Genomic DNA, 21,764 nt, shown 5'->3' on the forward strand with positions numbered 1-21,764 from the left:
GCAGAGTCCCCTGCCCGGCCTATCCGACATGCGTGGGAGGCCCCGGTGTTCATTGAGCGTACGAGTGTTGGGCTGGATGTGCACGCCCGTTCGGTTGCCGCGGCGGCGATCGACGGCGTGACCGGCGAGCTGGTGCAGGCCAGGCTTGCCCCGTCGGAGCAGGCGATCAGGTCATGGCTGGCCTGCTTGCCAGGCCCGGTCGCCGTGGTCTATGAGGCCGGCCCGACGGGGTTCGGGCTTTGGCGGGCCTTGACCTCACGGGGGGTCAGGTGCGTGGTTGCGGCCCCGTCCCGGCTCCAGCGCCCGTCGGGGGACCGGGTGAAGACCGATGCCCGGGACGCGGTGCACCTGGCGAGGCTGCTGCGCCTGGACGAGGTCACCCCGGTGGCGGTCCCGACCGTGGAGCAGGAGTCCGCGCGTGACCTGGTGCGGGCGCGGGAGGACTGCCGCGGGGACCTGATGCGGGCCCGGCACCGGCTCTCGAAGCTGCTGCTGCGGCACGGGATCGTCTACGACGGAGGCGATGCCTGGACCGGGGCCCATGACACGTGGCTGCGCAGGGACGCGGCCCCGGCGCTGGGCTCGAGGGCGACCCGGATGGCGTTCGACTCCGACTACGAGGCCGTGCTGACGGTCAAAGCCCGCCGCGACCGGCTCGACCGCGCGATCGAGGAGCTCGCTGCGGGCAGCGAGTTCGCCCCGGCCGTACACCGCCTGGGCTGCCTGCGCGGGGTCAGCACGCTGACCGGGTTCGCCCTCGCGGTAGAGATCGGAGACTGGCACCGGTTCACCGGGGCCACCATCGGCTCCTTCGTCGGGCTGACCCCGTCCGAGCATTCCTCGGGCGCGTCCCGGGCGCAGGGGCCGATCACCAAGACCGGCAACGCCCACGTCCGCCGCCTCCTGGTCGAGGCCGCCTGGCACCACCGTGCCCGCTACGCGGTCGGGAAGACCCTTCGGGACCGGTGGGAGCTCGCCCCGGCCGCGGCACGGGCCCGCGGCGACGAGGGCAACCAGCGCCTGCACGCCCGGTGGGTGCGGTTCCTCGAGCGGCGCAAGCGCCCGACCGTGGCCAACGTCGCCGTCGCCCGCGAGCTGGCCGGCTGGTGCTGGTCCCTGGCAGTCATGGACGACGACTGACTCCCGAAGGCCGCTTCGCCACGGCGCAAGGTGCCGGCGGCAGCGCGTGGAGCCACCCGCGGCGCAACTATGAACAGACCCCCTCCTGGGGCCAACGTTCGCTCCTAGACACGCGGACCGACTCCAGCCGAACCACCGCCCTGCGGTAGCCAACCCGCGCATATCAGCCTGACCGCGCGTCGCCCAACGACACGCTCGCCGGCGCCCGCCACGCGAAGCACAGAGGCGCCGCCAGGACTCCCTCCCGGCGGCGCCTCGCCATGCCCACTTGACAGCGGACTACTCCATATCAGCTGCTGCGCCCTCCGGGCCGCGCGCCTTGCGCTCTGGGCCGGGCGTGCTCTAACGTGTTTTAGGCGCACCGAAACATTTGAATGAGGCATGGTAAACAATTCACGACGAGGAGTGGTGGGGCGTGAGCAGAACCTTGCGAGAGACAAGGGAACGGCCCGCCCGACGCGTCCGATGGCCGCTCGCCGTCGGTCTCCTCGGTCCCGCGTTCGTCGCCTCGATCGCGTACGTCGACCCGGGAAACGTCGCTGCGAACCTCACCGCAGGAGCGCGTTACGGCTACCTCCTGGTGTGGGTGCTCGTGCTCGCCAACGCGATGGCGATGCTCGTCCAATACCAGTCGGCGAAGCTCGGCATCGTCACGGGCCGCACGCTGCCCGAGCTGCTCGGCGAGAGGCTCAAGCCGGCCGCTCGGCGCCTCTACTGGGCGCAGGCGGAGGTCGTCGCCCTCGCGACGGATCTCGCCGAGGTGGTCGGCGGCGCCATCGCGCTCCAGCTGCTCTTCCGGGTTCCGCTGCCGCTCGGCGCGGTCATCGTCGGCGCCGTCTCGATGGCGATCCTGGCCATCCAAGACCGCAGGACCCAGCGGCGCTTCGAAATGGCGATCATCGGGCTCCTCGCGGTCATCACGATCGGCTTCCTCACGGGCATGGTCGTGAACCCGCCGTCACCCGCAGGCGTCCTCTCGGGGCTCGTCCCCCGCTTCGACGGAGCCGATACCGTCCTGCTCGCCGCGTCCATGCTCGGCGCAACGGTCATGCCCCACGCGATCTACGTCCACTCGGCCCTCTCCCGCGACCGCCACCGCGCGGATCCCCACACGCACGTGCCGCCCAGCGCCGTCGCCCGCCTCCTGCGCGGGACGCGCTTCGACGTCGTCATCGCGCTCGGCATCGCCGGCGTCGTCAATGTCGGGATGCTCCTGCTCGCAGCCTCGACCCTCGGCGGACGCGACGGGACTGACACGATCGAGGGCGCGCACGCGGCCATCGAGAGCGCACTCGGTCCGCTCGTCGGCACGGTCTTCGCGATCGGGCTGCTCGCAAGCGGCCTCGCCTCCACGGCGGTCGGCTCGTACGCGGGCGCGACGATCATGGAGGGCCTCATGCACCGGCGCATCCCCCTCGTCGCGCGACGCCTCGTGACGCTCGTACCGTCGGTCATCCTCCTCGCCCTCGGCTTCGATCCGACGATGTCCCTCGTCGTGAGCCAGGTCGTGCTGAGCTTCGGGATCCCGTTTGCCCTCATTCCGCTCATCCGGCTCGCGTCGGACCCGTCGCTCGTCGGCGAGTTCTCGATGTCCCGGCTGGTCGTCGCGGCGGCGTGGGCGAGCGCCGCCCTCGTCGTCGTGCTCAATCTCGTGCTCGTCTGGCTCACGGTGACGTGACGGCGGCGCCAACTGCCTGACAGCCGCGCGCGGGGGTGACGGTAGGCTAAAGGCGTGAAAAACCAGCCATCATCCTCGATCGAGGACTACGTGAAGGTCATCTACTCCTTCACCGAGTGGCAGGCCAAGCCCATCACCTCCTCCCAGCTCGCCGCACGCCTCGGGGTCGCGAATTCGTCGGTATCGGAGATGGTGCGCAAACTCAAGGACCAGGGCCTCGTCGACCACCGGCCGTACGGCGCCGTGCGGCTCACGGAGGAGGGCGAGCGGCTCGCCCTCACCATGGTGCGGCGGCACCGCCTCCTCGAGACGTTCCTCGTCGAGGAGCTCGGCTACAGCTGGGACGAGGTCCATGACGAGGCAGAGCAGCTCGAGCACGCGGTCTCGGACACGTTTGTCGAACGCCTTGCCGAGAAGCTCGGGCATCCCGAGCGCGATCCCCACGGGGACCCGATCCCCACGCCGACAGGTCGCGTCGAGCATCCTTCGGCGTTCCCGCTCGGCGAGCTCGACCCCGGCCACGCGGGTCGCATTACGCGGATCAGCGACGACGATCCCGAGATGCTTCGGTACCTCGCTCACGAGCGCATCGGCCTCGACACGGCGGTCCAAGTGGTGCGCCGCAAGCCCTTCGGCGGGCCGCTCGTCGTGCGGATCGGCGGCGGTGGCGCCGCGCACGAGTTCGACGTCCCAGACTCGATCGCGTCCTCGCTGTGGGTGCACAGCGACGCACCCCACGAGGGCTGCACGCTCAAGAACGCGTGACGCGCCTCAGCCCCTCCGCCTGAGCCAGAACGAGGCGACCAGGTTCGCGAAGGCGACCGCGATGAAGACCGCGCCGAGCACCGGCTGGCGGGCGACCACGACGGCGACGCCGGCCGCCGCGAACATCCCGAACGATGCGAGCGGAAGCCACGGCCAGCGGATCCGCCGGGCCGCCCGCGGTGCGAAGAACAGGCCCCACAGGACGACGACGGCAAGCGGGAGGCCGATCCCCAGCACGAAGTTCAGGGGCGGGTTGCCTCGGAAGCCCGCGTACGCCCACGCGGCGAGCATCGCGACCTCGAGCAAGAATGCGACGAGCGCTTGGACCCTAGCGAATGCGGGCCGCGCGGCGCGCGGCCGCGGCCTGCGGGCGCGCTCGTCAACGGTGTCCAATCCGTCCGGCATGAGGCGATCCTAGTCGTGCTCCTCGGTTCCGCCTACGACCGCCGAGCCCGCCCCAGCTGACGTCCCGTCCGCGGCCTTCGGGTTGCGGATCCAGGCCGCCGAGGTCGCGGCACTCGCGGCCAGCAGCACCGCCGTCGCGAGCATGCCGCGGCGGAAGCCGACGTCGTCGAGCAAGCCGCCCATGATGCCGCCGGCCGCCGCGATGCACACGAGGGAGGCGACGCGGGCGACGGCGTTGTTGACCGCCGAGGCGATGCCCGACGACGTGACCGGCACCGCGTTGAGCACCGCCGCCGTCAGCGGGGCCACCATGATGGAGAGGCCGATGCCGAAGAGGATGACGGGCGCGAGAATGTCCCTCCAGTAGTTGAGGGGCGGCGTCTCGAGGGCGATCCACGCAAACGCCGCCGCCCCGAGCCCTGGCCCGAGCGCCATGGGCAGCCGGGGCCCGATGCGCGCTCCGATGCGGGCGGCCGTCGGCGACAGGAAGAGCAGCGACAGGGTTGCGGGCAGGAGCCCGAGCCCTGCTTCGAAGGCTGTGAGGCGCATGCGCTGCTGGAGGTAGAGGCCGAGGATGAAGAACCCCACGCCGAGCGCGCCGTAGGCCCACCACGTCGAGAGGTTCCCCGCGGCGAAATTCCGCTCGCGGAAGAGGGAGAGCGGAAGCATGGGGGTCGCCGCCACGCGCTGGCGCACCGCGAACGCGATGCCCGCGACGACGCCCACCGAGAGGCATACGACGACGATCGGGTCCGCCCAGCCGCGCGCACCCTGCTCGATGAGCCCCAGCACGATTCCTCCGAGGGCGACGACGGCGAGGCCTGCCCCCAGCGCATCGAGCCTCCCCGACGGGGCCGGTGGCGGGACGGCCTTCCGGAGCTGGACGAGTGGCCGCCACATGAGCGCCGCAGGGATCACGTTGACAAGGAACACGAGACGCCACGTCGCGAGGTCCACCGCGGCACCACCGACGAACGGTGCGGCGACCGCCGCGGCCGAGGTCCACGCGGTCCACAGGCCGATCATGCGGGCGCGGACCGGGCCGTCGGAGGAGGCCGTGATAAGCGCAAGCGCGCTCGGCGTCACGACCGCGGCCGCGGTTCCCTGAAGCAGGCGGGCCGCAACGAGGACCCAGTCGTTCCAGGCGAAGCCGCACACGAGGGACGTCGCGGTGAACGCGATCACCCCGATGCCGAGCACCCGCGCGCGACCGTAGCGGTCGGCGACCGATCCGGCCGCGAGGATGAACGCGCCGAGGGTCAGAAGGTAGCCGTCCACGACCCATTGCTGGAACGCCAGCCCACCCCCGAGTTCGCGCATCATCGCGGGCAGTGCAAGGTTGACCGCGCTCGCATCGAGAATCACGAGGCAGCTCGAGCAAATGGCCACGAAGAGGACACGACGCTGCAGGGACGTCATCACCGGATTCTCAGAAGGCACGGCGGGTTGAGTCACACGCCCATCGTGCTCCCTCTGGGCCCGAAGGTCGAGGAGCGCCCGCGAGCCGTCAGGGGATCAACAGGAGTGGCGCGGACGATCGCAGTCACCTTGTTGTACGGGAAGTACCCTTCGAGAGAACTTCCCAAGCGTCAAGGGGACTTCCGATCCCATACAGCCGAAACTACGTCGGTATAACAAAACACCCCCGGTCCGAAGACCGGGGGTGGAATGTGGAGATGGGGGGAATTGAACCCCCGTCCGATGCGGCTTTGTCAGGGCTTCTCCGGGCGCAGTGCGCTTCGGGATTTCTCGGCCCCAGCCATCATGCACACAAGTGGCTGACCCGGGCCCAGTCATCTAAAAGTCCCAGCAGCCCCAATGACGAGGGCTGCCAGCAGTGGCTATCTAAACGACGCCAGGATCCGGAACGATAGCATTCCCGGGCTGACGGACTCGTTCGCTACTTAGGCAGCGAGAGCGAAGTCAGTGCGCTTAGAGTTGGCACTTATTGTTTTGCAGAGAGCGTTGACGAGATGACTCTGCATCCTCGGCCCGCTTCACCTGTCTCGACCAACACCGTCGAAACCGATCATCCCCTATTCGGTTGTCAACCGACCGGCACGCCTCGCGGCTTACCGGAACATCCAGTATAGCGCCCCTGAGGGCCTGGTGATTCCCGCGCTGGCCGCTCATCAGCGCGGGAGCAGGCCCGCCTTCCCCTTGGCCTCGAGCACGGCGAGTGCGGCAGCGTCCACCGCCCGCGCGAACGCCGGATCGGACGTCGCCCGGTCAACGATCCCCTGCCAGACGCGCGGGGCGAGCGCCTGGTCGGTGCAGAGCACCATCGTCCCGCCCGCGGCGAGGAAGTTGCTCCCGCGGTGCTCTGGCAGGAATCCGGAGAGCTGCGCGGCGTCGCACACGTCGTCCGAGACGATGATGCCGCGGAAGCCGAGGTCGCGACGGAGCATCCCCTGGATCACGGTCGGCGAGAACACCGCGTTGTTGTCTGGATCGATGGCCGGATAGAGCGCGTTCGAGACCATCATCCAGGACACGCCAGCCTCGACCGCCTTGGCGAAGGGCGCAAGGTAGGCGTCGGAGCGGGTCATGGCCGAGTCGGCAACATCCGTGCTCGTGTCGGTGTTAGCCGTGACGCGTCCGAGCCCCGGGAAATGCTTGGGGGTCGCCGCGACGCCCGAGTCGGCCATCCCCTGGGCGAACGCGACGCCGTGCGCCGCGACGGCGTCGGGCGTGAACCCGAACTCGCGCTCAAAGTGGCCGATCGGGATATTGCTCGGCGCAAACTCCGACGACGGCACGGTGTCCAGAACGGGCGCGAAGTTGACATCGACGCCCACGGACGCGAGTTCCTTCCCCCACTGCCCCGCGGCGGCCCGCAGCGCGGACGGATCCATGGATCCCTGGGCCAGCGCAGACGGCATGGTTGAGAATCCCGGGCCGCGCAGGATCTGAACCTGCCCGCCTTCCTGATCTGTCGCCACGAACTGTCCGACGCCGAGCGTCGCATCAGCGGTCGCCTCGGCGCGCACTTGCCCGACGCCGCCCGCGACGGAAGCCGCCCCCGCCGTCGTCATCCCCTTGAGGAAGACGTTGCCGATGTGGAGCCGCCGCAGGGCATCGAGCGTCGCCGGGTTCGGTCCCGCGGCTGGGGAGCTCACCATCATGACCTGGCCGACGCGCTGCTCGAGGCTCATCGACGCGAGGATCCGCTCGGCCTGGCTTTGCGGGGAGGCGCTCGGGCTCGAAGGCGAGGAGGGCGACGGCGGCGAAGCAGGCGACGGCGGGGCAGACGACGGCGAGGCGGGCGCCGTCGTCGTCGGGTCTGGCACGGCAGAAGCGGAGGACGACGGCGCCGCGCTGGGAGTCCCGGGAAGCCGTGCGACGATCACGACGGCGGCGACAACCGCCGCGAGGACAAGCGCCGCGCTGGCCGCTAGAACGGTCCTTGCCCGCGTGCTCCCGAGTGCCACGATCCTCCCTTACAGCCTTCCGCCGCTCGCGACATCGGACACGCGGCGAGCGGATCAGCGCCGGTTTCGTGCCCGCATCTCGCGCTGGGCCTCACGATGGTCCTGCTTCTCGCGGAGGGCCTGGCGCTTGTCGTATTCCTTCTTGCCTCGTGCAAGGGCGACCTCGACCTTGGCGCGCCCCTCGTTGAAGTACACCTGGAGCGGCACGACGGTGAGGCCCTGCTCGTTGACCTTGTGCTCGATCTTCACCAGTTCCTCGCGGTGGAGGAGCAGCTTGCGTCGCCGACGCGCCGAGTGGTTCGTCCAGCTTCCCTGGGTGTACTCCGGGATGTTGACGGCCTCGAGCCACAGCTCGCCGTTCGAGAAGGTGCAGAAGCCATCCGTGAGCGAGATGTGCCCCTCGCGCAGCGACTTGACCTCGGTGCCCATGAGCACGAGGCCCGCCTCCCACGTATCGAGGATGTGGTAGTCGTGCCGCGCCTTGCGATTGGTCGCGACAGCCTTGCGGCCGGTCTCCTTGGGCACGCCTATCCCTCCTCATTCCTGCGCGCTGGGTTTCGCGGTTTCCCCCGGGCCCAGCCCGGAGAACCCAAGAATTCTACCGCATTCGCTGATCAGAGCAGGGTCATCGGATCGACGGCCCTGCCATTGAGCCACGTCTCGAAGTGAGCGTGGCAGCCCGTCGAATTGCCCGTGCTGCCCGAGTAGGCGATGAGCTGTCCTTGCGCGACGTTCTGCCCCGGCCCCACGACGACACTCGAGTTGTGGTAGTAGACGGTCGTGAGCGAGTTCCCCTGGATGACGCCGTGCGAGATCATGACCGTCCACCCGCCGCCGCCGTTCGTCCAGCCGCCGACCGTGACGGTGCCGGCCGCCGCCGCGTAGACCGGGGTTCCGCACGGGGCGCCGAAGTCCACGCCCGTGTGCATGTAGCCGCCGGTGCCGAAAAAGTCGATGGTTCCGGGCGGCGTCGCGCGCCAGCCGAAGCCGGAGGTGATGGGGATGTCGGACGCGAACGGGTGCCGCAGTCCGAATGCCGACGGCGAGCCGATCTGCGTCGACTGGCCCGCGGCCGCCTGCTGCGCGAGCCATTGCTCGCGGAGGCGGCGGTCGCGATCGGCGATTTGCGCGGCAACGGCGTCCTGCTGGGATTTGAGGTCCGCGATCTGCTTCTGGATCTCGGGACGCTGCGCCGCCAGTTGCTGATTGAGCCGGTCGGTGTCCGCGACGAGCTTGTCCACCGCGGCCTTCTTCGCCGCTGCATCGTCGCGGGCCGCCTGCTCCCGGGCGAGGGCGGCATCGGCCTGGGCCTTGAGGTCGCGGATCTGCTGCTCGACGGCCGCGAGCCTCGCCTCGGCGTTGACGTTGGCCGCAGTCTGCTGCGTGAGCCGCTCGAGCGTCGCGTTCTGGGTCCGGAGGGCCTGATCGGCGAGGTCGATGCTGTCGGGGAGACTCCCGCCGCCGGCGCCTCCGAAGATGAGGCTCAGGTTCGACGGCACGCCGCCTGACTTATACGCCTGCGTCGCGATCTGCCCGATGAGCTTCCTGGTCTCCTCGGCCTTTCCGCGGTCCTCGGCGAGCTGCTGGGTGATCTTGGCCTTGTCCTGCTGCGCCGCGTCGACGCGGATCGCGAGTGCCTCGGCCTCCTTGGTCGCGGCGGCGACGCGTCCCTGCGCCTCGACGAGCGCCTGCTGGGCGCCCGGAATCTGGGCGCGATAGTTCGCAAGATCCGCCGCGGACTGCTGGATGCGGCCATCGAGGAATTCGAGCGACGACTGGACCTGCTGGGCCTGCTGGTCGAGCTGGGCCTTCTGGTTGTCGAGATCGTCGGCGCGAGCCGGGCCCGAGGCGACGAGGCTCAGAGCCAGGGCGACGACGGCGAGCGCGGCGGGGCGTCGAAAGCGAGCCGCGGCCCTGGACCCGTGCGTCGGCGTGCGATTCTCGGAAGCCATGTCAGACCTTCAGGTAGCGTCGGAGGGTCACGAGGGACGAGACGCCCGCGAGGACGACGCTCAGACCGATGAGCAGCGGCACGAGGATGAGAACCTGGGCCGGCGAGATGAAGGCCGTGTCCGGGTACTGCTTCGCGAGCACGTCGCCGAGGAAGAACTTCGCGACGGCCCACAGCGTCGCGGAGGCGAGCACCGCTCCGACGACGGCGGAGATGACGCCTTCGAGGACGAACGGCAGCTGGATCACCAACTTCGAGGCTCCCACGAGTCGCATGATGCCAGTTTCGCGCCGACGGCTGAATGCGGAAAGTCTGATGGTGGTGCCGATGAGAAGAATTGCGCACACGATCATGACGCCCGCGACGACGATCGCCACCACCGATGCCTGATTCATGACGGTGAAGAGCCGCTCGAGCAGCTGGCGCTGATCGATGACCGTCTCGACGCCAGGTCGCGACGAGAACGTCTCGCTGATGATCTGGTACTTCTCCGGGTCCTTGAGATTGATGCGGAAGGACGCGGGGAGCTGGTCCGGCGTCACCGAGTCGACGATCGGCGAATTCGCGAACTGTTCCTTGAAGTGCTGGTAGGCCTCGGTCTGGGATTCGAAGTGGTAGTCGTTGACGTATTGGGCGACGGCGGGCGACTCAAGGAGCGCCTTGATCGACTTCTGCTGATCCGGGGTGACGGGCCCGCTCGCGCAGCCCGCCGACGTCGAGCCTTGGCCGCACAGGAAGATCGCGACCTGGACCTTGTCGTACCAATAGCCCTTGAGCTGGCTGATCTGGAGCTGAAGCATTCCCGCTGCGCCCACGAACGTGAGGGACACGAATGTCACGAGGATGACCGAGACGACCATCGAGAGATTCCGACGGAGACCGCTCGTGATCTCGCCCAGGATGAAAGCGAGCCGCATCAGATTTCCTCCTCGCCGGCACCGGACGGGGAAGGCACGCGTTCACGCCGTTCTTCGGCGGCCGGCTCGCCCAGGCGGCGAGGCCGCACGGCGGGCATCATCGACGTGTAGAGGGCCTTCGCCTCGTCGCGCACGATCGTGCCCGAGCCGAGCTCGACGACGCGCTTGCGCATTGAGTTGACGATGTCGTCGTCGTGCGTCGCCATGACGACCGTCGTGCCGTTCTGGTTGATCCTGTCGAGCAGCTGCATGATGCCTTGCGAGGTGGCCGGGTCGAGGTTACCGGTCGGCTCGTCGGCGAGCAGGATTCCGGGACGATTGACGACGGCGCGCGCGATCGCCACGCGCTGCTGCTCGCCGCCCGAGAGCTCATGGGGCATGCGATGGCCCATTCCTTCGAGGCCGACCGTCTTGAGGACCTCCGGGACGGTCTCGCGGATCACGCCGCGATTCTTCCCGATGACCTGCATCGCGAACGCGACGTTCGCGAAGACGGTCTTCTGCGGCAGAAGGCGGAAGTCCTGGAACACGACGCCGATGCCGCGGCGCAGCCTCGGCACCCGCCAGCTCGAAAGCCGGGCGACGTTCTGGCCAGCGACATACACCGCCCCCGCGGTGGCGCGGTCCTCGCGCAGCACGAGTCGGAGGAAAGTCGATTTCCCGGAGCCGGACGGGCCGACGAGGAACGCGAACTCGCCGCGCTCGATCTCGATCGAGATCGAGTCCAGTGCGGGCCTGGCCTTCTTGTCGTAGACCATCGTGACGTTGTCGAAGCGGATCATGGCACTTCCGGCCCGGCGGGACGCGTCGCCGCATCCAACACCGGCGCACGGGCGCAGTCAGGGGGACGGAATGCGCCGGCTGCTCGACTATAGGCATGGAATGGGAGTTTCGTGGAGGTCCCCCGCGGCGTGTTGCCGAGTCCTTGGATAAGTCTTGGGAGAACTTTGCCGTCGCCAGCGGCGATTTGACGAATGTGACTCTTGGTGCGAGAGGGACCAAAGTTCTATCCTTCGGGAGGGGAGATACGGGGGGGAGCCTGCATGAAACGATGGGCGGCACGGGCCGCGGTCTTCTTGGCGTCGCTGGCGATGGTCACGTCATCGAGCGCTCTCCCGATCAGCTCCGGCACGCCGACTCCCCCAGCCGCCACGGCCCTGACGGCCCAGCCCGCCGACTCCGGGCCACCCGCCGTCGTCCTCGGCCCGTCGTCGTCGGCCGCCGCGGTGGCCGACACCGCGCACGCACCACTCGAAGCCTCCGTGACGAATATCCAGCCGCTCGATACGAGCCATCTGGTCCGCGACGACAATTCGCCGCAGATCACGGCAGTCTTCGACGCGATCAACGCGTATCGGGCCTCGCTCGGCCTCGGGAAGGTCTACTACCATCCGACGGTCGCTGGCATGGCCCAAGAATGGTCGGACAGCATCGCGTCGCGGGAAGTCATCGAGCACCGCGCCAACTTCTGGACCGATCCGCGCGCACTCTCGCCGAACAACGGCGCGGGAGAGGTCATCGCGGTGCGGTGGGACCGGGACGCCGCCCAACTCGTCGCGTGGTGGAAGACCTCGCCGCCCCACAACGCGATCCTGACGGATCCCCGGCTCAACGTCATGGGGATCGGGATCACGTTCACGGACGGCAACTGGGCCACCACGCCCAACCGGTACACGATGTGGGGCGTCGTCGACTTCTTCGGCTACACGAAGCTTCCGAGCGGCACGCTCGCGGCGCCGTCGTCACCCGCTCCCCCAAGCCCGCCCTCTCCCCCGACGACGCCCTCTCCCCCGACGACACCCGCGCCGCCCGGAACTGCGGCGAACCCGGGATCGATCGCCTTCACGCCGACCATGTGCGATCCGATCGCCCGGCACATGCCCCCCACTCAGGACCTTCGCCGCGCGTCCGTCCGCGGTCCTGCGGACGCGGTCGCGGTCGACGCGTCGGGCACCGTGTGGGACTACCCGGCGACCGGGGCTGGCGGCCTCGGCCCGCGCACCGCCATCGCAACTGCTCCCCCGGGGACAGTGCGCGTCCTGACGACCGACTGGGACCGGGACGGCGTCTACGATCTTCTCGCCCAAGGCCCCGACGGGCGGATCACGCTGCTTCCGGGCAAGGTCGACGGCGGATTCGGCGCCGGGATCGTCCTAGGGCAGTCCGGCTGGGCCCCGTACGGCCTGGCGGTGGGCGAATGGTGCGCCCGGAATCGCCTGCCCCAGCTCCTCGCCCGCGATTCGTCGGGCACGGTGTTCCTCTACCCGAACCGTGGCCTCGGCGACCTCGCGCAGCGCACGACGGTGACGGCCGTGTCGTCGTCGTCCACTCTTGCCATGGCCGACGTCGACGGCGACGGGTTCGCAGACCTTCTGACGCTCGACGGCGGAATCCTCACCATGCGCCGCGGCACCGGCGACGTCACCCTCGCCGCCGACGCGCCCCGGACGCTTGCGACGGACTGGGCAAACGTCCAATCGTTCCGCGTCGTCTCAGGGTTCACACCTGGAAGCGGACCCGGGATCGTGGCCGTTCGGAGTGACGGCTCGGCGTTCTACGCCGGACTTGTCGGTGGCACCCTCGGAGCCGCCGTCCCGCTCCCCGGAAACTACGCGGGGCTCACGCTCGCAGGTTAGCTCTCGGCTGCCTGGCGCTGTGACGCGCGCCAGCGGATGCCAGCGTCGATGAAGTCGTCGATCTCCCCGTCCAGCACGGACGCGGGGTTGCCGACCTCATGTTCCGTCCGGAGGTCCTTGACCATCTGGTATGGATTGAGGACGTAGGAGCGCATCTGGTCGCCCCACGACGCCTTGACGTCTCCCGCGAGCGCCTTCTTCTCGGCGTCCTCCTGCTCCTTCTTGACGAGGAGGAGCCTCGACTGGAGCACGCGCATCGCGGCGGCACGGTTCTGGATCTGCGACTTCTCGTTCTGCATCGATACGACGATGCCAGTCGGAAGGTGGGTCAGGCGCACGGCGGAGTCCGTCGTGTTGACCGACTGTCCGCCCGGGCCCGACGAGCGGAAGACGTCGACGCGGATCTCGTTGTCCGGGATCTCGATCGAGTCGGTCTGCTCGATGAGCGGGATCACCTCGACCGCGGCGAAGGACGTCTGGCGGCGACCCTGGTTGTCGAAGGGGCTGATGCGCACGAGGCGATGAGTGCCGGCCTCGACGGAGAGCGTCCCGTAGGCGAAGGGCGCATTGACCTCGAACGTGGCCGACTTGATGCCGGCCTCTTCGGCGTACGAGGTGTCCATGACCTTCGTCGAGTAGCCGTGCCGCTCGGCCCAGCGGAGGTACATGCGCATGAGCATCTCGGCGAAGTCCGCGGCGTCCACGCCGCCGGCCCCCGAGCGAATCGTCACGACGGCCTCGCGCTCGTCGTAGTCGCCGTTGAGGAGAGTCACGACCTCGAGCTCTTCGAGTGACTTGCGGATCGACTCGAGCTCCTTGGCAGCCTCCGCGAGGGAATCGGCGTCGCCCTCTTCGTTGGCGAGCTCGACGAGGACCTCGAGGTCATCGATGCGAGTTCCAAGCTTCTCGACCCGCTCGAGTTCCGACTGACGGTGCGACAGGCGCGACGTCACCTGCTGGGCCTTGCTCGGGTCGTCCCACAGGTCGGGCGCTCCGGCGGCCTCGCTGAGATCGGCGATCTCCGCGCGCAGCGCCTCGACGTCGGTCACCTGCTCGATGGACCCGTGGGTGGTGCGAAGGGCGCGGATTTCTGCGGGAAAGTCGATCTCAGCCATAACCCTCCAAGATTACGCCATCGGCTAGCGGGTCAGGCGCGCTCGGGCCGTCGACGTCGCCTCGATCTGGACGCCGTCCGGCATGAGCATGCTTACGAGGGGCACGCGAGCGACGGCGGAGAGGGTCACCTGGGCGGTGCGCGCGTCGGGCGATCCCGTTGTGCCCTCGACGGCGAGACCCTCGAACCCCGCGGCGGCCATGTCCGCCGCGAGGTACGTGTTCACGACTGCGCGCACCCGGTCGGTGCCGAGCGCTGCGGCAGGCGGCCCCTCCCCTTGGGACGCGTCGGCCAGAGTGAAGCTGTCCGCGGCCGCCTGCGCTGCGCCGTCGGCGACGGAGAGGAGCTTCTTGTGCTCGATATGGATTGCCGATACCCCCGTCACGACGCCGGCAACGAGCAGACAGAGGATCGCGTAGCCGATGATGAGGATCGTGAGCTGGCCGGATTCGTCGACTCTCGCCGTGCAGTTCAACGGAACCTCCCGACGATCTGGGTCGCGCTCGAGCTCACTCGGCCAGCCGTGAGCTGGCTGTCACCGAGCGACGGTACGAGCGGGAGCGGCGCCTCGACGACTACTGTCACCGTGACAGCTGTTCCGGATTCGAGGCACACGGCTCGGTCGCAGGAGATCTCAAGTGACGCCCTGGACTCGGCCATGCCGAAGTCCGCGACAGCCATGCGGAGCGCGGCCTCTGCGGCTGCGTGGCCGGATCTGGCGTCATGGGCCCGCACGAAGACCTTCGCTGCGTGATCGGCCGCTCCTGCCGCCGCGAACGAGGCACCTTGGAGGACCCCGACGCCGAGGACGAAATACACGATCGGAACCAAAAGGAGCCCGCCCAGCATCACGAATTCAACCGCTGCGCTCCCAGACTCGCGGTGTTCATCTGCTCTGAAGCTGGCCGACGCGCCTGCGCTGGCCGACGCACCCCCGCCGGCCGGTGTCTCACGATGCCGGCGCATGGCCAGCCACTTCGATCGCCCCACCCGGACCAAGAAGTCCGATGACCGGGAGTGGCGCACGGATTCGCACCTCTATCGCATCGATGCCCCCGATGTTCGCCTCAAGCACGGAGATGTCCGACGCATAGGAAGGGCCGATCGAAGAGCTCACGAGGTCCGCGGCCCGCTCGCGCGCGTGCTCGCGGCTCCGGTCTGCGAGCGCACCGTAGCGGGCCGCCGACGCCGCCGCGTCGACGAGGCAGTTCCGCACATGCAAGATCAGTGCCAGCTGAACGATGCCCAATGCGAGCAACGTGGCAAGGCTGCCCACGAGCACGAAGTCGGTGGCAGCCGATCCCCGCTCCCGTTCCTCTCGTTCCACCGGGGAACCCATATCCGCCTACTTGCTGACCTTGCTGATGGCCTGCCTGAACAGGCCCTCGAGCGCCGGCGAGGCAATGGCAAGGAGCCCCATCACGAGGACAGCGCTCATCAAGGTGATCATCACCCATCCCGGCACGTCGCCTCGTTCGCGTTCATTCCGCCGGGCCCAGGCTCGCTGAACAAGCGCGCCGACGATCCAGTGGTACGCGTTCGCAGCCTGCAGGCTGATCCTGTTCATTTCTCCCCCAATGTGTGTGGTGTTCTAGGTCGCAATGGTGATCGCCGCGATGCCGGGAAACACGGCGAAGAGCACGGTGAGCGGAAGGATGCCGAACACGAGCGGCGCCATCATCCCGATTTCCTTACGGCCGGCCGCCTCCATGAGCTCTCGCTTGGCGAGGTCGCGGACGTCCTGGGCCTGCGCCCTGAGGACGTCCGCGAGAGGGGTCCCGCGTTCGACGGCGACAACGAGGCCGTCCACAAAGCGCGTGATCGGCGAGAGACCGACTCGATCCGCCATGCCGTGGAGCGCGCGAGCCAGTGGCGTGCCGGAACGTACGTCGGCCAGTGCGCGACGGAATTCCTCGGCGAGGGCTCCGTGCGTGAGCCGCGACGTCCGGTCAAGAGCGCCGGCTGCAGTCTCGCCGGCCCCAACCGCGAGGGCCATCATGTCGGCAACGGCGGGAAACTCGGCGAGGATGCGCTGCCTCCGGCGTTGGATGGCTGAGCTGAGGACGTAGTCCCGCACCATAAATCCCGCGGCCGTGGAGGCCAGAATCATGAGCAGCCCTGCCAGGATGTTGATCCGCCCCGAGAGCCCGAGCCACACAACGGTCGCCGTCGAACCGGCGAAGCCCACGCCTGACCAGACAAGTTGTTCAGCACGGAAATCAAAGGGAGTCTTGACCAATCCTGCTTCGGCAAGTCGTTTCGCAAGCGCTGCGCTCCCGACGTTGAAGCGAGACAGCCACGTCACGGCCTCGCGGAGGAGCGGTTGCGCTATCCGCTCAAGCGGCCCGAAGGGCACGACGGGGCTTGTCGCTTCGCGCAGCAGTCGCGACGAGGCGTCGAGCGAACGCAGCTGGGGCGCCACCCGTTCTGTGAAGGTGGTCCGCCGCATGGCAGGTAGGCGAACGTAGACAAGCCACAAGCCAAATCCCAGCACTCCGCCAGCCAGAACGGCGAGCGCGGTGAGTCCGCTCATCCGAGAACCCTCTGTTCTTGGGGCAGGGCACCGATGCGCAGCATGAGCCGGTAGCAGACGACCGAGACGGCGAGTCCTCCGCCGAGCACGGCCATACCGAGCGGCGTGGAGTACGCCACCATGGCTTCCGGGCGTGTCGCCAGCAGGAGGAGGACCGCCCACGGGGCTGCGACGGCGAGCCTGGCCCCGTTGACGGTCCATGACTGACGGGCCTCGAGTTCGCTGCGGGTCCTTGCACTCTCTCGCAGGAACTCGGCGAGGGTGCCGAGGAGGCGCCCAAGATCCGATCCCCCGACTTCCCGCGTGAGTCGAAGGGCCTCGACGATGCGGTCGGCAACGGGATCGGCGAGCCGTTCCTTGAGGTTGTCCAAGGCTGCTCCGAAGCGTCCGCCGGCCCGGTAGTCGGCCGCGAACTCAAGGAACACCAACCGAAGCGGAACGGGCCCCTTGTCGCCGAGCTGGATGAGGGCCTCCGGAAGCGGAAGACCCGCGCGAATGGCTGAGCGAAGGTGATCAACGGCGTCGGGCCAGTGCTCGCGAAGGAGCGCCGCGCGCCGTCGTGCCTGCCATCTGACCAAGGCGACGGGAAGCCACGACGCGAACAATCCGAAGCACACAGCAACGGGCCAAGCCGACGTTGCCACGAAGAGCCCCAAGGCCACAAAGGCGCCGAGGCCAATTGCCGAGGCAACGAAGCCAACCGGCGTGACCCGATCGATGCCCGCGCGCCTCAAGAGGGCGGCGATCCTTCCGTCGCGGCGCGTCCTCCGAGCACGCGCAGGCGTATCCCAGCATGACCACCACACGAAGAACAGGCCGATCCCGCCGATGAAGCCGATAGCCGCTGCCATCAGGCCGCCTCAAGAAGAGCCGCCACGTCAACCCCTGCTCGGGCGAACTTCTCGGACTTCGGAACGCCGACCGAATGGGGCCGCAGCGTCCCTCCTTCGAGCACGAACACCGAAGCCATCTCGATGACGCCATTCTCGACCCGAGAGCCGACCGCAAGGATCTCTTCGACGTAGCGCCCACCGTCGCGGCGTCGGGCACAATGCACCACCAGATCGATGCACGCCGCAACGGTCGGAACGACGAAGGAACTCGAAATGTTCTCGCCCGCGAGAAGCGGGAGCGTGCAGAGCTTGGTCACAGCATCCCTAGCCGAGTTCGCGTGCACCGTGCACATTCCGGGCATGCCAGAGTTCAAGGCAATGAGCATGTCGAGGCTCTCGGCCTCCCGGACCTCGCCCACGACAAGCCTGTCCGGGCGCATTCGCAGCGCTTCCTTGACAAGACGCCGCAGCGGGATCTCCCCCGTGCCCTCGAGATTCGGCTGGCGGCACTGCAGCCCCACTACGTCCCTCAGAGGAAACTGGAGTTCAAAGATCTCCTCCACGGTGATAACGCGCTCCCGCGAGCCGATCGATGCTCCAAGGCAGTTGAGCATGGTGGTCTTGCCCGCTTGGGTGGCCCCGGAGACCAGGACATTGAGCCCACCGGAAACTGCTGCCGCCAAGAAGCGCGCCGACTCCGCAGTCAAGGAACCCAGCTCGACAAGATGATCGAGGCGGGACGCCCGGGCAATGAATTTCCGGATGTTCACCGCCCAATGGCGCCTCGTGACGTCTGGAATGACGACGTGGAGGCGTGACCCGTCCGGCAGTGAAGCATCGACGAACGGGCTTGAAAGATCCAGCCGTCGGCCCGAGGTCTTGAGCATCCGCTCGACCAGATTGCGAACCTGCTGGTCGGTGAGCGTCACCGACGTGAGTTCGGATTCGCCATTTCGGGCCACGAAGACCTCATGCGGGGCGTTGATCCAGATCTCCTCGATCGTCGGATCCTCGAGAAATGGCTGGAGGGGACCGTACCCGGCCACCGCGTCGAACACCTGCTTGCGTGCCCGTTCGAGAGCGCCGACCGGGGGGACGGCGCCAAGGAGAGCCCTTTCGTCGTAGTCCGCGACTGCTTCATCGATGAGCCGACGGACCTCGGCTGGATCGTGGAACGGATCGATGCCGCGCACGCGAATGAGCTCGCGCACCTCTTCTTCGACGATCTGTATGGCGTTCATGCAACCCCCAACGCAGCGCCATGCTGCTCCCCCACGCTGCGGACGGTGCAAGGCCGCGGCGTGCCGGCCCCCCCGGCCGACTCGATCAGCCTAGCGGATTGTTGGGCGGTTGTTAGGCAGGACGAGCCAGTCTGTGGATAACTCAGGTAACCCCCACGACAAGATATGAGGTGTCCAGGAGATGGCAAACGGCTCAGCCACAACGGTCCGCCGTTGCTGTCGTACGCGTTCGAGCGCGGCGTCCTCCACCGCATGCTACGGGCTCGGGTAGGACGTCGGCCATGTGTTGGGGATGACAGTGGGTCGCGCGTCGATGTTCACAACGCACGCATGGGCTTGGGCATCCGCGTCAGCGTACTTCGCCCCGACCTGGTTGAGCTGCAAGGACCAGATGTTCAAATACTTGTAATCCGTCGACGACATATAGGCCGAGAGAGTCATCGTTCGACGCTGACCGCTGGCAAATCCCACAACCGATTGCCCGGGCGCTCCGTCGAAAGAGCCCGACAGCGTTACGGGGTGGCGCTCCGGGATTCCGGGACCACTAGACAGGACGACGCCGTCAACTGTTGGGACCGGCAGGAGCACCTCTTCGCTCGTGAGGTTCGCCGCCGAACCGACAACAACAACGCGCAGCCAGCCTTCCCCGTCGGAGGTGGCCGATTCCTGTGTGATTCCAAGTCTGAATGTTCCGGTGGGGCATTGGTAAGCCGGGGGCGGCTGAGGGACCGCCTTGACCCCAGGTTGTTCAGGACTGGGTGGTGGGAGTTGGACTTCTGGTTGATCAGCAGTCGGTGGCGGCGAACTTGCATCCGGCGATACGGTTGGAGTTTCCGTCGCAGAGGTGGGCTTCACAGTCATCGGAGAACCGGGCTCCGATGAGCCCGCAAATCGCGAGGACGTGGTCCCAGGGAGCAACGGCGCCTGTGCCTGACCGACCACGAAAGTGGCTCCAAAAACGCTAGCAGCCAAGAGGAATAAGGCGACCGAGGCCACCGCGATCCAAACTAACCGTCTCCCTCGCGGTGCTTGAGGATTCGCCTTGCCCACGAGCCACCCCCCGACGTCCTACTGGTCAACGACCAAGTTCCTTGACGCCTGCTCACCGAGCGTCAGGTGCGAGCCTACCCCCCCCGACGCAACGCGACGGACAGGTGCTAATCGAATCGGAATCAGGCATGCGGGGCGTAAAGGCATAGCCGCCTTAAGGGTCCTCTCAACCACAAGACAGGTTCAGCAACAAGCCTGCGATTCTCGCCTTCGCACGCGATCAAACGGCTGTCCTCCCCGATGAAAAGTGCATGACGTGTGTGCCGGGCTCAATTTTCTCAGCTTGCCTGACCTGCATAGTCCCACGACGGAAGAGGCGCAGATGCCAGTTCCCGATAATCTTCGTCGCACCCACGGAGCGCACCGTCCTCGGCACCCAGCAGACGGACGACGTCGTCCTCCGTGACACCCCGAAGCCGAATCGAATCGATGAGCCAGAGCTCAAGCTGCCAGCAGTCATTGAGCGCCCCAAGGGCGTCTTGGCGCTGTCGCGCCGCGTCGGCGAGTTGGCTCGCGCTGTCTTCCGCCCAAGATTCAAGGGCCTCCGCCATATAGCGGAGCCTCTTGAGAGCCTTGCGCTCGAGGTGAAGATGTGTCCATCTCGCGGCCCCGGGCGAGAAGGCCTCGGCGTCCGTCCTGAGTTGCTCGCAGAGATCCCACTGGCGCCGGAGGAGTTCCACAACCGAATCGTTGCCGAAATCCGACGATTCGACCCGTAGTCCCTTGGCAGCATCACGCGAGCGACGCCGAAGCTGCTTCGGACGCAGCCGGTTGAGCCCGACGCTGGCCCGGTCAACTAGAGCCTGCTGCAAGGCAGGGAGGCTCGCGACGTCCTGCGGCAGGGGAGGCTCGGACAGCCTTTGCAGCGCAACCTGAGGATCCCGGACAGATCCAAGATGGCCGACGACGGCGCTCGCCACCTTGAGATTCTTTCTCGGCACCTCGAAGAGTTCGCCGCCGTATCCTCGGTGCACGGAAATCACCCGCCGAAGCGCCGCTCGCGCGTCGTGAACCGCATCGACGTCGCCTTGTGCCGCGGCGGGGATCAGCTCGAGGAGCTTGTCCAAATAGCGATCGACGTACTCGCGAATCGCTTCAGCGGCGGTGGAAGCCGGTTCCATACCACTAGTCTCGTCGGCTCGAGTCGCCGCGGCAATGCGTCAGAGCGTGGCGGCAAACTCCTTCAGCCAAGGCCGCAGCTCGGGCCCGAGATCTTCGCGTTCGACGGCCAAGGTCACGACTGCCTTGAGGTAGCTGAGCTTGTCCCCGGTGTCGTAGCGGCGGCCACGGAAGATCACGGCATAAACACCCCCACCGTCGCCGTCACGCGCTGAGAGGGTCTGCAGCGCATCGGTGAGCTGAATTTCGCCGCCCCGACCGGGCGCGGTCTCCTCGAGCACGTCGAAGACGGCCTGATGCAGCACGTACCGGCCGATGACAGCAAGGTTCGAAGGAGCGTCCTCCACCGCGGGCTTTTCAACCAGACCATTGACCCTCACGAAATCCTCGCCGTCGACCGGGGTCACGTCGGCGCAGCCGTAAGCCGAGATCTTCTCTGGTTCGACCTCCATGAGAGCAATCACCGAACCGCCGGTCGCCTGCTGAACCCGGATCATCTCGCTGAGGAGTTCATCGCGTGCATCGATGAGATCGTCGCCCAGAAGCACAGCAAACGGTTCGCTGCCGACGTGCCGCTTCGCACAGAGAACAGCATGTCCGAGGCCCAAGGGATCTCCCTGGCGGACGTAATGGATGTCGCCGAGATTGCTTGCTTCCTGAACCGCTGCCAGCCGGGCCGTGTCCCCCTTCTTTTCGAGAATCGTCTCGAGAGTTGGGACGCGGTCGAAATGGTCTTCAAGCGCCCTCTTGCTACGCCCCGTAATCATCAGCACGTTGTCGAGCCCGGCCTTAGCGGCCTCGGCCACCACATATTGGATCGCTGGCTCGTCGACGACGGGCAGCATTTCCTTCGGCATCGCCTTTGTCGCCGGAAGGAAGCGCGTGCCGAGGCCTGCGGCGGGGATGACCGCCTTGGTGATCCGTGAAGTCTGAGGCATGCCGGTAGCTTAC

Annotated in this window: 22 protein-coding genes and 1 other RNA gene; 4 read left to right on the top strand and 19 right to left on the bottom strand. The window is 67.6% G+C overall.

What is annotated here, in order from left to right; genetic code table 11:
* Positions 1 to 45 precede the first annotated feature (45 nt).
* From RBS12_RS12930 to RBS12_RS12940, 3 genes are all read left to right on the top strand, one after another.
* Positions 46 to 1,140, top strand: a complete 1,095-nt coding sequence (locus RBS12_RS12930; RefSeq protein ID WP_307964926.1) for an IS110 family transposase — start codon at positions 46 to 48, stop codon at positions 1,138 to 1,140.
* Positions 1,141 to 1,555: 415 nt separating this feature from the next.
* Positions 1,556 to 2,818 (top strand): Nramp family divalent metal transporter, encoded by a 1,263-nt coding sequence (locus RBS12_RS12935; RefSeq protein ID WP_373886519.1) that lies wholly within the window; start codon positions 1,556 to 1,558, stop codon positions 2,816 to 2,818.
* A gap of 54 nt (positions 2,819 to 2,872) precedes the next feature.
* A complete protein-coding gene (locus RBS12_RS12940) occupies positions 2,873 to 3,583 on the top strand; it encodes a metal-dependent transcriptional regulator (RefSeq protein WP_307966529.1) in 711 nt (236 codons plus the stop codon).
* Positions 3,584 to 3,589: 6 nt separating this feature from the next.
* Here RBS12_RS12940 and RBS12_RS12945 read toward each other — a convergent pair whose 3' ends face one another.
* The 8 genes from RBS12_RS12945 to ftsE all read right to left on the bottom strand — a co-directional run bounded on the left by RBS12_RS12945 (position 3,590) and on the right by ftsE (position 11,069).
* A complete protein-coding gene (locus RBS12_RS12945; RefSeq protein WP_307966530.1) occupies positions 3,590 to 3,988 on the bottom strand; it encodes a YrdB family protein in 399 nt (132 codons plus the stop codon).
* A gap of 9 nt (positions 3,989 to 3,997) precedes the next feature.
* Positions 3,998 to 5,407 (bottom strand): MFS transporter, encoded by a 1,410-nt coding sequence (locus RBS12_RS12950; protein WP_307966531.1) that lies wholly within the window; start codon positions 5,405 to 5,407, stop codon positions 3,998 to 4,000.
* A gap of 249 nt (positions 5,408 to 5,656) precedes the next feature.
* Positions 5,657 to 6,025, bottom strand: a transfer-messenger RNA (tmRNA) gene (gene ssrA, locus RBS12_RS12955).
* A gap of 95 nt (positions 6,026 to 6,120) precedes the next feature.
* The gene (locus RBS12_RS12960; protein WP_307966532.1) at positions 6,121 to 7,419 is read right to left on the bottom strand and encodes a glycoside hydrolase family 3 N-terminal domain-containing protein; all 1,299 of its coding nucleotides are present in this window, start codon (positions 7,417 to 7,419) and stop codon (positions 6,121 to 6,123) included.
* 54 nt (positions 7,420 to 7,473) lie between these two features.
* A complete protein-coding gene (smpB, locus tag RBS12_RS12965; protein WP_307966533.1) occupies positions 7,474 to 7,944 on the bottom strand; it encodes an SsrA-binding protein SmpB in 471 nt (156 codons plus the stop codon).
* Positions 7,945 to 8,033: 89 nt separating this feature from the next.
* The gene (locus RBS12_RS12970; RefSeq protein ID WP_307966534.1) at positions 8,034 to 9,371 is read right to left on the bottom strand and encodes a peptidoglycan DD-metalloendopeptidase family protein; all 1,338 of its coding nucleotides are present in this window, start codon (positions 9,369 to 9,371) and stop codon (positions 8,034 to 8,036) included.
* Position 9,372: 1 nt separating this feature from the next.
* The gene (gene ftsX / locus RBS12_RS12975; protein WP_307966535.1) at positions 9,373 to 10,287 is read right to left on the bottom strand and encodes a permease-like cell division protein FtsX; all 915 of its coding nucleotides are present in this window, start codon (positions 10,285 to 10,287) and stop codon (positions 9,373 to 9,375) included.
* Entirely contained in the window at positions 10,287 to 11,069 is a 783-nt protein-coding gene (gene ftsE, locus RBS12_RS12980) for a cell division ATP-binding protein FtsE (RefSeq protein WP_307966537.1), read from the bottom strand. Before ftsE ends, ftsX begins: the two co-directional genes overlap by 1 nt.
* A gap of 261 nt (positions 11,070 to 11,330) precedes the next feature.
* Between ftsE and RBS12_RS12985 the strand changes: the two genes are divergently transcribed.
* On the top strand, positions 11,331 to 12,923 hold the full coding sequence (locus tag RBS12_RS12985) for a CAP domain-containing protein (RefSeq protein ID WP_307966538.1): 1,593 nt from the start codon (positions 11,331 to 11,333) through the stop codon (positions 12,921 to 12,923).
* Here the strand turns inward: RBS12_RS12985 and prfB are convergent.
* The 11 genes from prfB to galU form a co-directional block, all read right to left on the bottom strand.
* Complete coding sequence (gene prfB, locus RBS12_RS12990; protein WP_307966539.1) at positions 12,920 to 14,038, bottom strand: peptide chain release factor 2; 1,119 nt, start codon at positions 14,036 to 14,038, stop codon at positions 12,920 to 12,922. The genes RBS12_RS12985 and prfB overlap by 4 nt on opposite strands.
* Positions 14,039 to 14,062: 24 nt before the next feature.
* Positions 14,063 to 14,512 (bottom strand): pilus assembly protein TadG-related protein, encoded by a 450-nt coding sequence (locus RBS12_RS12995; protein ID WP_307966540.1) that lies wholly within the window; start codon positions 14,510 to 14,512, stop codon positions 14,063 to 14,065.
* Positions 14,509 to 14,886, bottom strand: a complete 378-nt coding sequence (locus RBS12_RS13000) for a hypothetical protein (protein ID WP_307966541.1) — start codon at positions 14,884 to 14,886, stop codon at positions 14,509 to 14,511. Before RBS12_RS13000 ends, RBS12_RS12995 begins: the two co-directional genes overlap by 4 nt.
* A 100-nt stretch (positions 14,887 to 14,986) precedes the next feature.
* Positions 14,987 to 15,376: a TadE/TadG family type IV pilus assembly protein gene (locus RBS12_RS13005; protein WP_373886520.1), complete on the bottom strand. Its 390-nt coding sequence runs from the start codon at positions 15,374 to 15,376 to the stop codon at positions 14,987 to 14,989.
* 6 nt (positions 15,377 to 15,382) lie between these two features.
* The gene (locus tag RBS12_RS13010; protein ID WP_307966543.1) at positions 15,383 to 15,604 is read right to left on the bottom strand and encodes a hypothetical protein; all 222 of its coding nucleotides are present in this window, start codon (positions 15,602 to 15,604) and stop codon (positions 15,383 to 15,385) included.
* Between the two features lie 24 nt (positions 15,605 to 15,628).
* Entirely contained in the window at positions 15,629 to 16,570 is a 942-nt protein-coding gene (locus RBS12_RS13015) for a type II secretion system F family protein (protein ID WP_307966544.1), read from the bottom strand.
* Positions 16,567 to 17,421 (bottom strand): type II secretion system F family protein, encoded by an 855-nt coding sequence (locus RBS12_RS13020; protein ID WP_307966545.1) that lies wholly within the window; start codon positions 17,419 to 17,421, stop codon positions 16,567 to 16,569. Before RBS12_RS13020 ends, RBS12_RS13015 begins: the two co-directional genes overlap by 4 nt.
* The gene (locus tag RBS12_RS13025) at positions 17,421 to 18,644 is read right to left on the bottom strand and encodes an ATPase, T2SS/T4P/T4SS family (protein ID WP_307966546.1); all 1,224 of its coding nucleotides are present in this window, start codon (positions 18,642 to 18,644) and stop codon (positions 17,421 to 17,423) included. Before RBS12_RS13025 ends, RBS12_RS13020 begins: the two co-directional genes overlap by 1 nt.
* A 255-nt stretch (positions 18,645 to 18,899) precedes the next feature.
* The gene (locus RBS12_RS13030) at positions 18,900 to 19,085 is read right to left on the bottom strand and encodes a hypothetical protein (RefSeq protein ID WP_307966547.1); all 186 of its coding nucleotides are present in this window, start codon (positions 19,083 to 19,085) and stop codon (positions 18,900 to 18,902) included.
* An 887-nt stretch (positions 19,086 to 19,972) separates the two neighbouring features.
* Complete coding sequence (locus RBS12_RS13035) at positions 19,973 to 20,815, bottom strand: CHAD domain-containing protein (RefSeq protein WP_307966548.1); 843 nt, start codon at positions 20,813 to 20,815, stop codon at positions 19,973 to 19,975.
* Between the two features lie 39 nt (positions 20,816 to 20,854).
* Positions 20,855 to 21,751, bottom strand: a complete 897-nt coding sequence (galU, locus tag RBS12_RS13040; protein ID WP_307966549.1) for a UTP--glucose-1-phosphate uridylyltransferase GalU — start codon at positions 21,749 to 21,751, stop codon at positions 20,855 to 20,857.
* Positions 21,752 to 21,764: the final 13 nt, after the last annotated feature.

It is taken from the genome of Sinomonas sp. ASV322 (assembly GCF_030908245.1).
GTDB lineage: Bacteria > Actinomycetota > Actinomycetes > Actinomycetales > Micrococcaceae > Sinomonas.

Excerpts from the sequence above, each read along its gene's own strand:
- RBS12_RS13015 (WP_307966544.1), bottom strand. The coding sequence starts at position 16,570 with ATGAGCGGACTCACCGCGCTCGCCGTTCTGGCTGGCGGAGTGCTGGGA.
- RBS12_RS13030 (WP_307966547.1), bottom strand. The coding sequence starts at position 19,085 with ATGACTCTCTCGGCCTATATGTCGTCGACGGATTACAAGTATTTGAAC.
- RBS12_RS12950 (WP_307966531.1), bottom strand. The coding sequence starts at position 5,407 with ATGACGTCCCTGCAGCGTCGTGTCCTCTTCGTGGCCATTTGCTCGAGC.
- RBS12_RS13025 (WP_307966546.1), bottom strand. The coding sequence starts at position 18,644 with ATGAACGCCATACAGATCGTCGAAGAAGAGGTGCGCGAGCTCATTCGC.
- RBS12_RS12970 (WP_307966534.1), bottom strand. The coding sequence starts at position 9,371 with ATGGCTTCCGAGAATCGCACGCCGACGCACGGGTCCAGGGCCGCGGCT.
- ftsE (WP_307966537.1), bottom strand. The coding sequence starts at position 11,069 with ATGATCCGCTTCGACAACGTCACGATGGTCTACGACAAGAAGGCCAGG.
- RBS12_RS13035 (WP_307966548.1), bottom strand. The coding sequence starts at position 20,815 with ATGGAACCGGCTTCCACCGCCGCTGAAGCGATTCGCGAGTACGTCGAT.
- ftsX (WP_307966535.1), bottom strand. The coding sequence starts at position 10,287 with ATGCGGCTCGCTTTCATCCTGGGCGAGATCACGAGCGGTCTCCGTCGG.
- RBS12_RS12985 (WP_307966538.1), top strand. The coding sequence starts at position 11,331 with ATGAAACGATGGGCGGCACGGGCCGCGGTCTTCTTGGCGTCGCTGGCG.
- galU (WP_307966549.1), bottom strand. The coding sequence starts at position 21,751 with ATGCCTCAGACTTCACGGATCACCAAGGCGGTCATCCCCGCCGCAGGC.
- RBS12_RS12945 (WP_307966530.1), bottom strand. The coding sequence starts at position 3,988 with ATGCCGGACGGATTGGACACCGTTGACGAGCGCGCCCGCAGGCCGCGG.
- RBS12_RS13010 (WP_307966543.1), bottom strand. The coding sequence starts at position 15,604 with ATGAACAGGATCAGCCTGCAGGCTGCGAACGCGTACCACTGGATCGTC.
- RBS12_RS13000 (WP_307966541.1), bottom strand. The coding sequence starts at position 14,886 with ATGCTGGGCGGGCTCCTTTTGGTTCCGATCGTGTATTTCGTCCTCGGC.
- prfB (WP_307966539.1), bottom strand. The coding sequence starts at position 14,038 with ATGGCTGAGATCGACTTTCCCGCAGAAATCCGCGCCCTTCGCACCACC.
- RBS12_RS13020 (WP_307966545.1), bottom strand. The coding sequence starts at position 17,421 with ATGGCAGCGGCTATCGGCTTCATCGGCGGGATCGGCCTGTTCTTCGTG.
- RBS12_RS13005 (WP_373886520.1), bottom strand. The coding sequence starts at position 15,376 with ATGGGTTCCCCGGTGGAACGAGAGGAACGGGAGCGGGGATCGGCTGCC.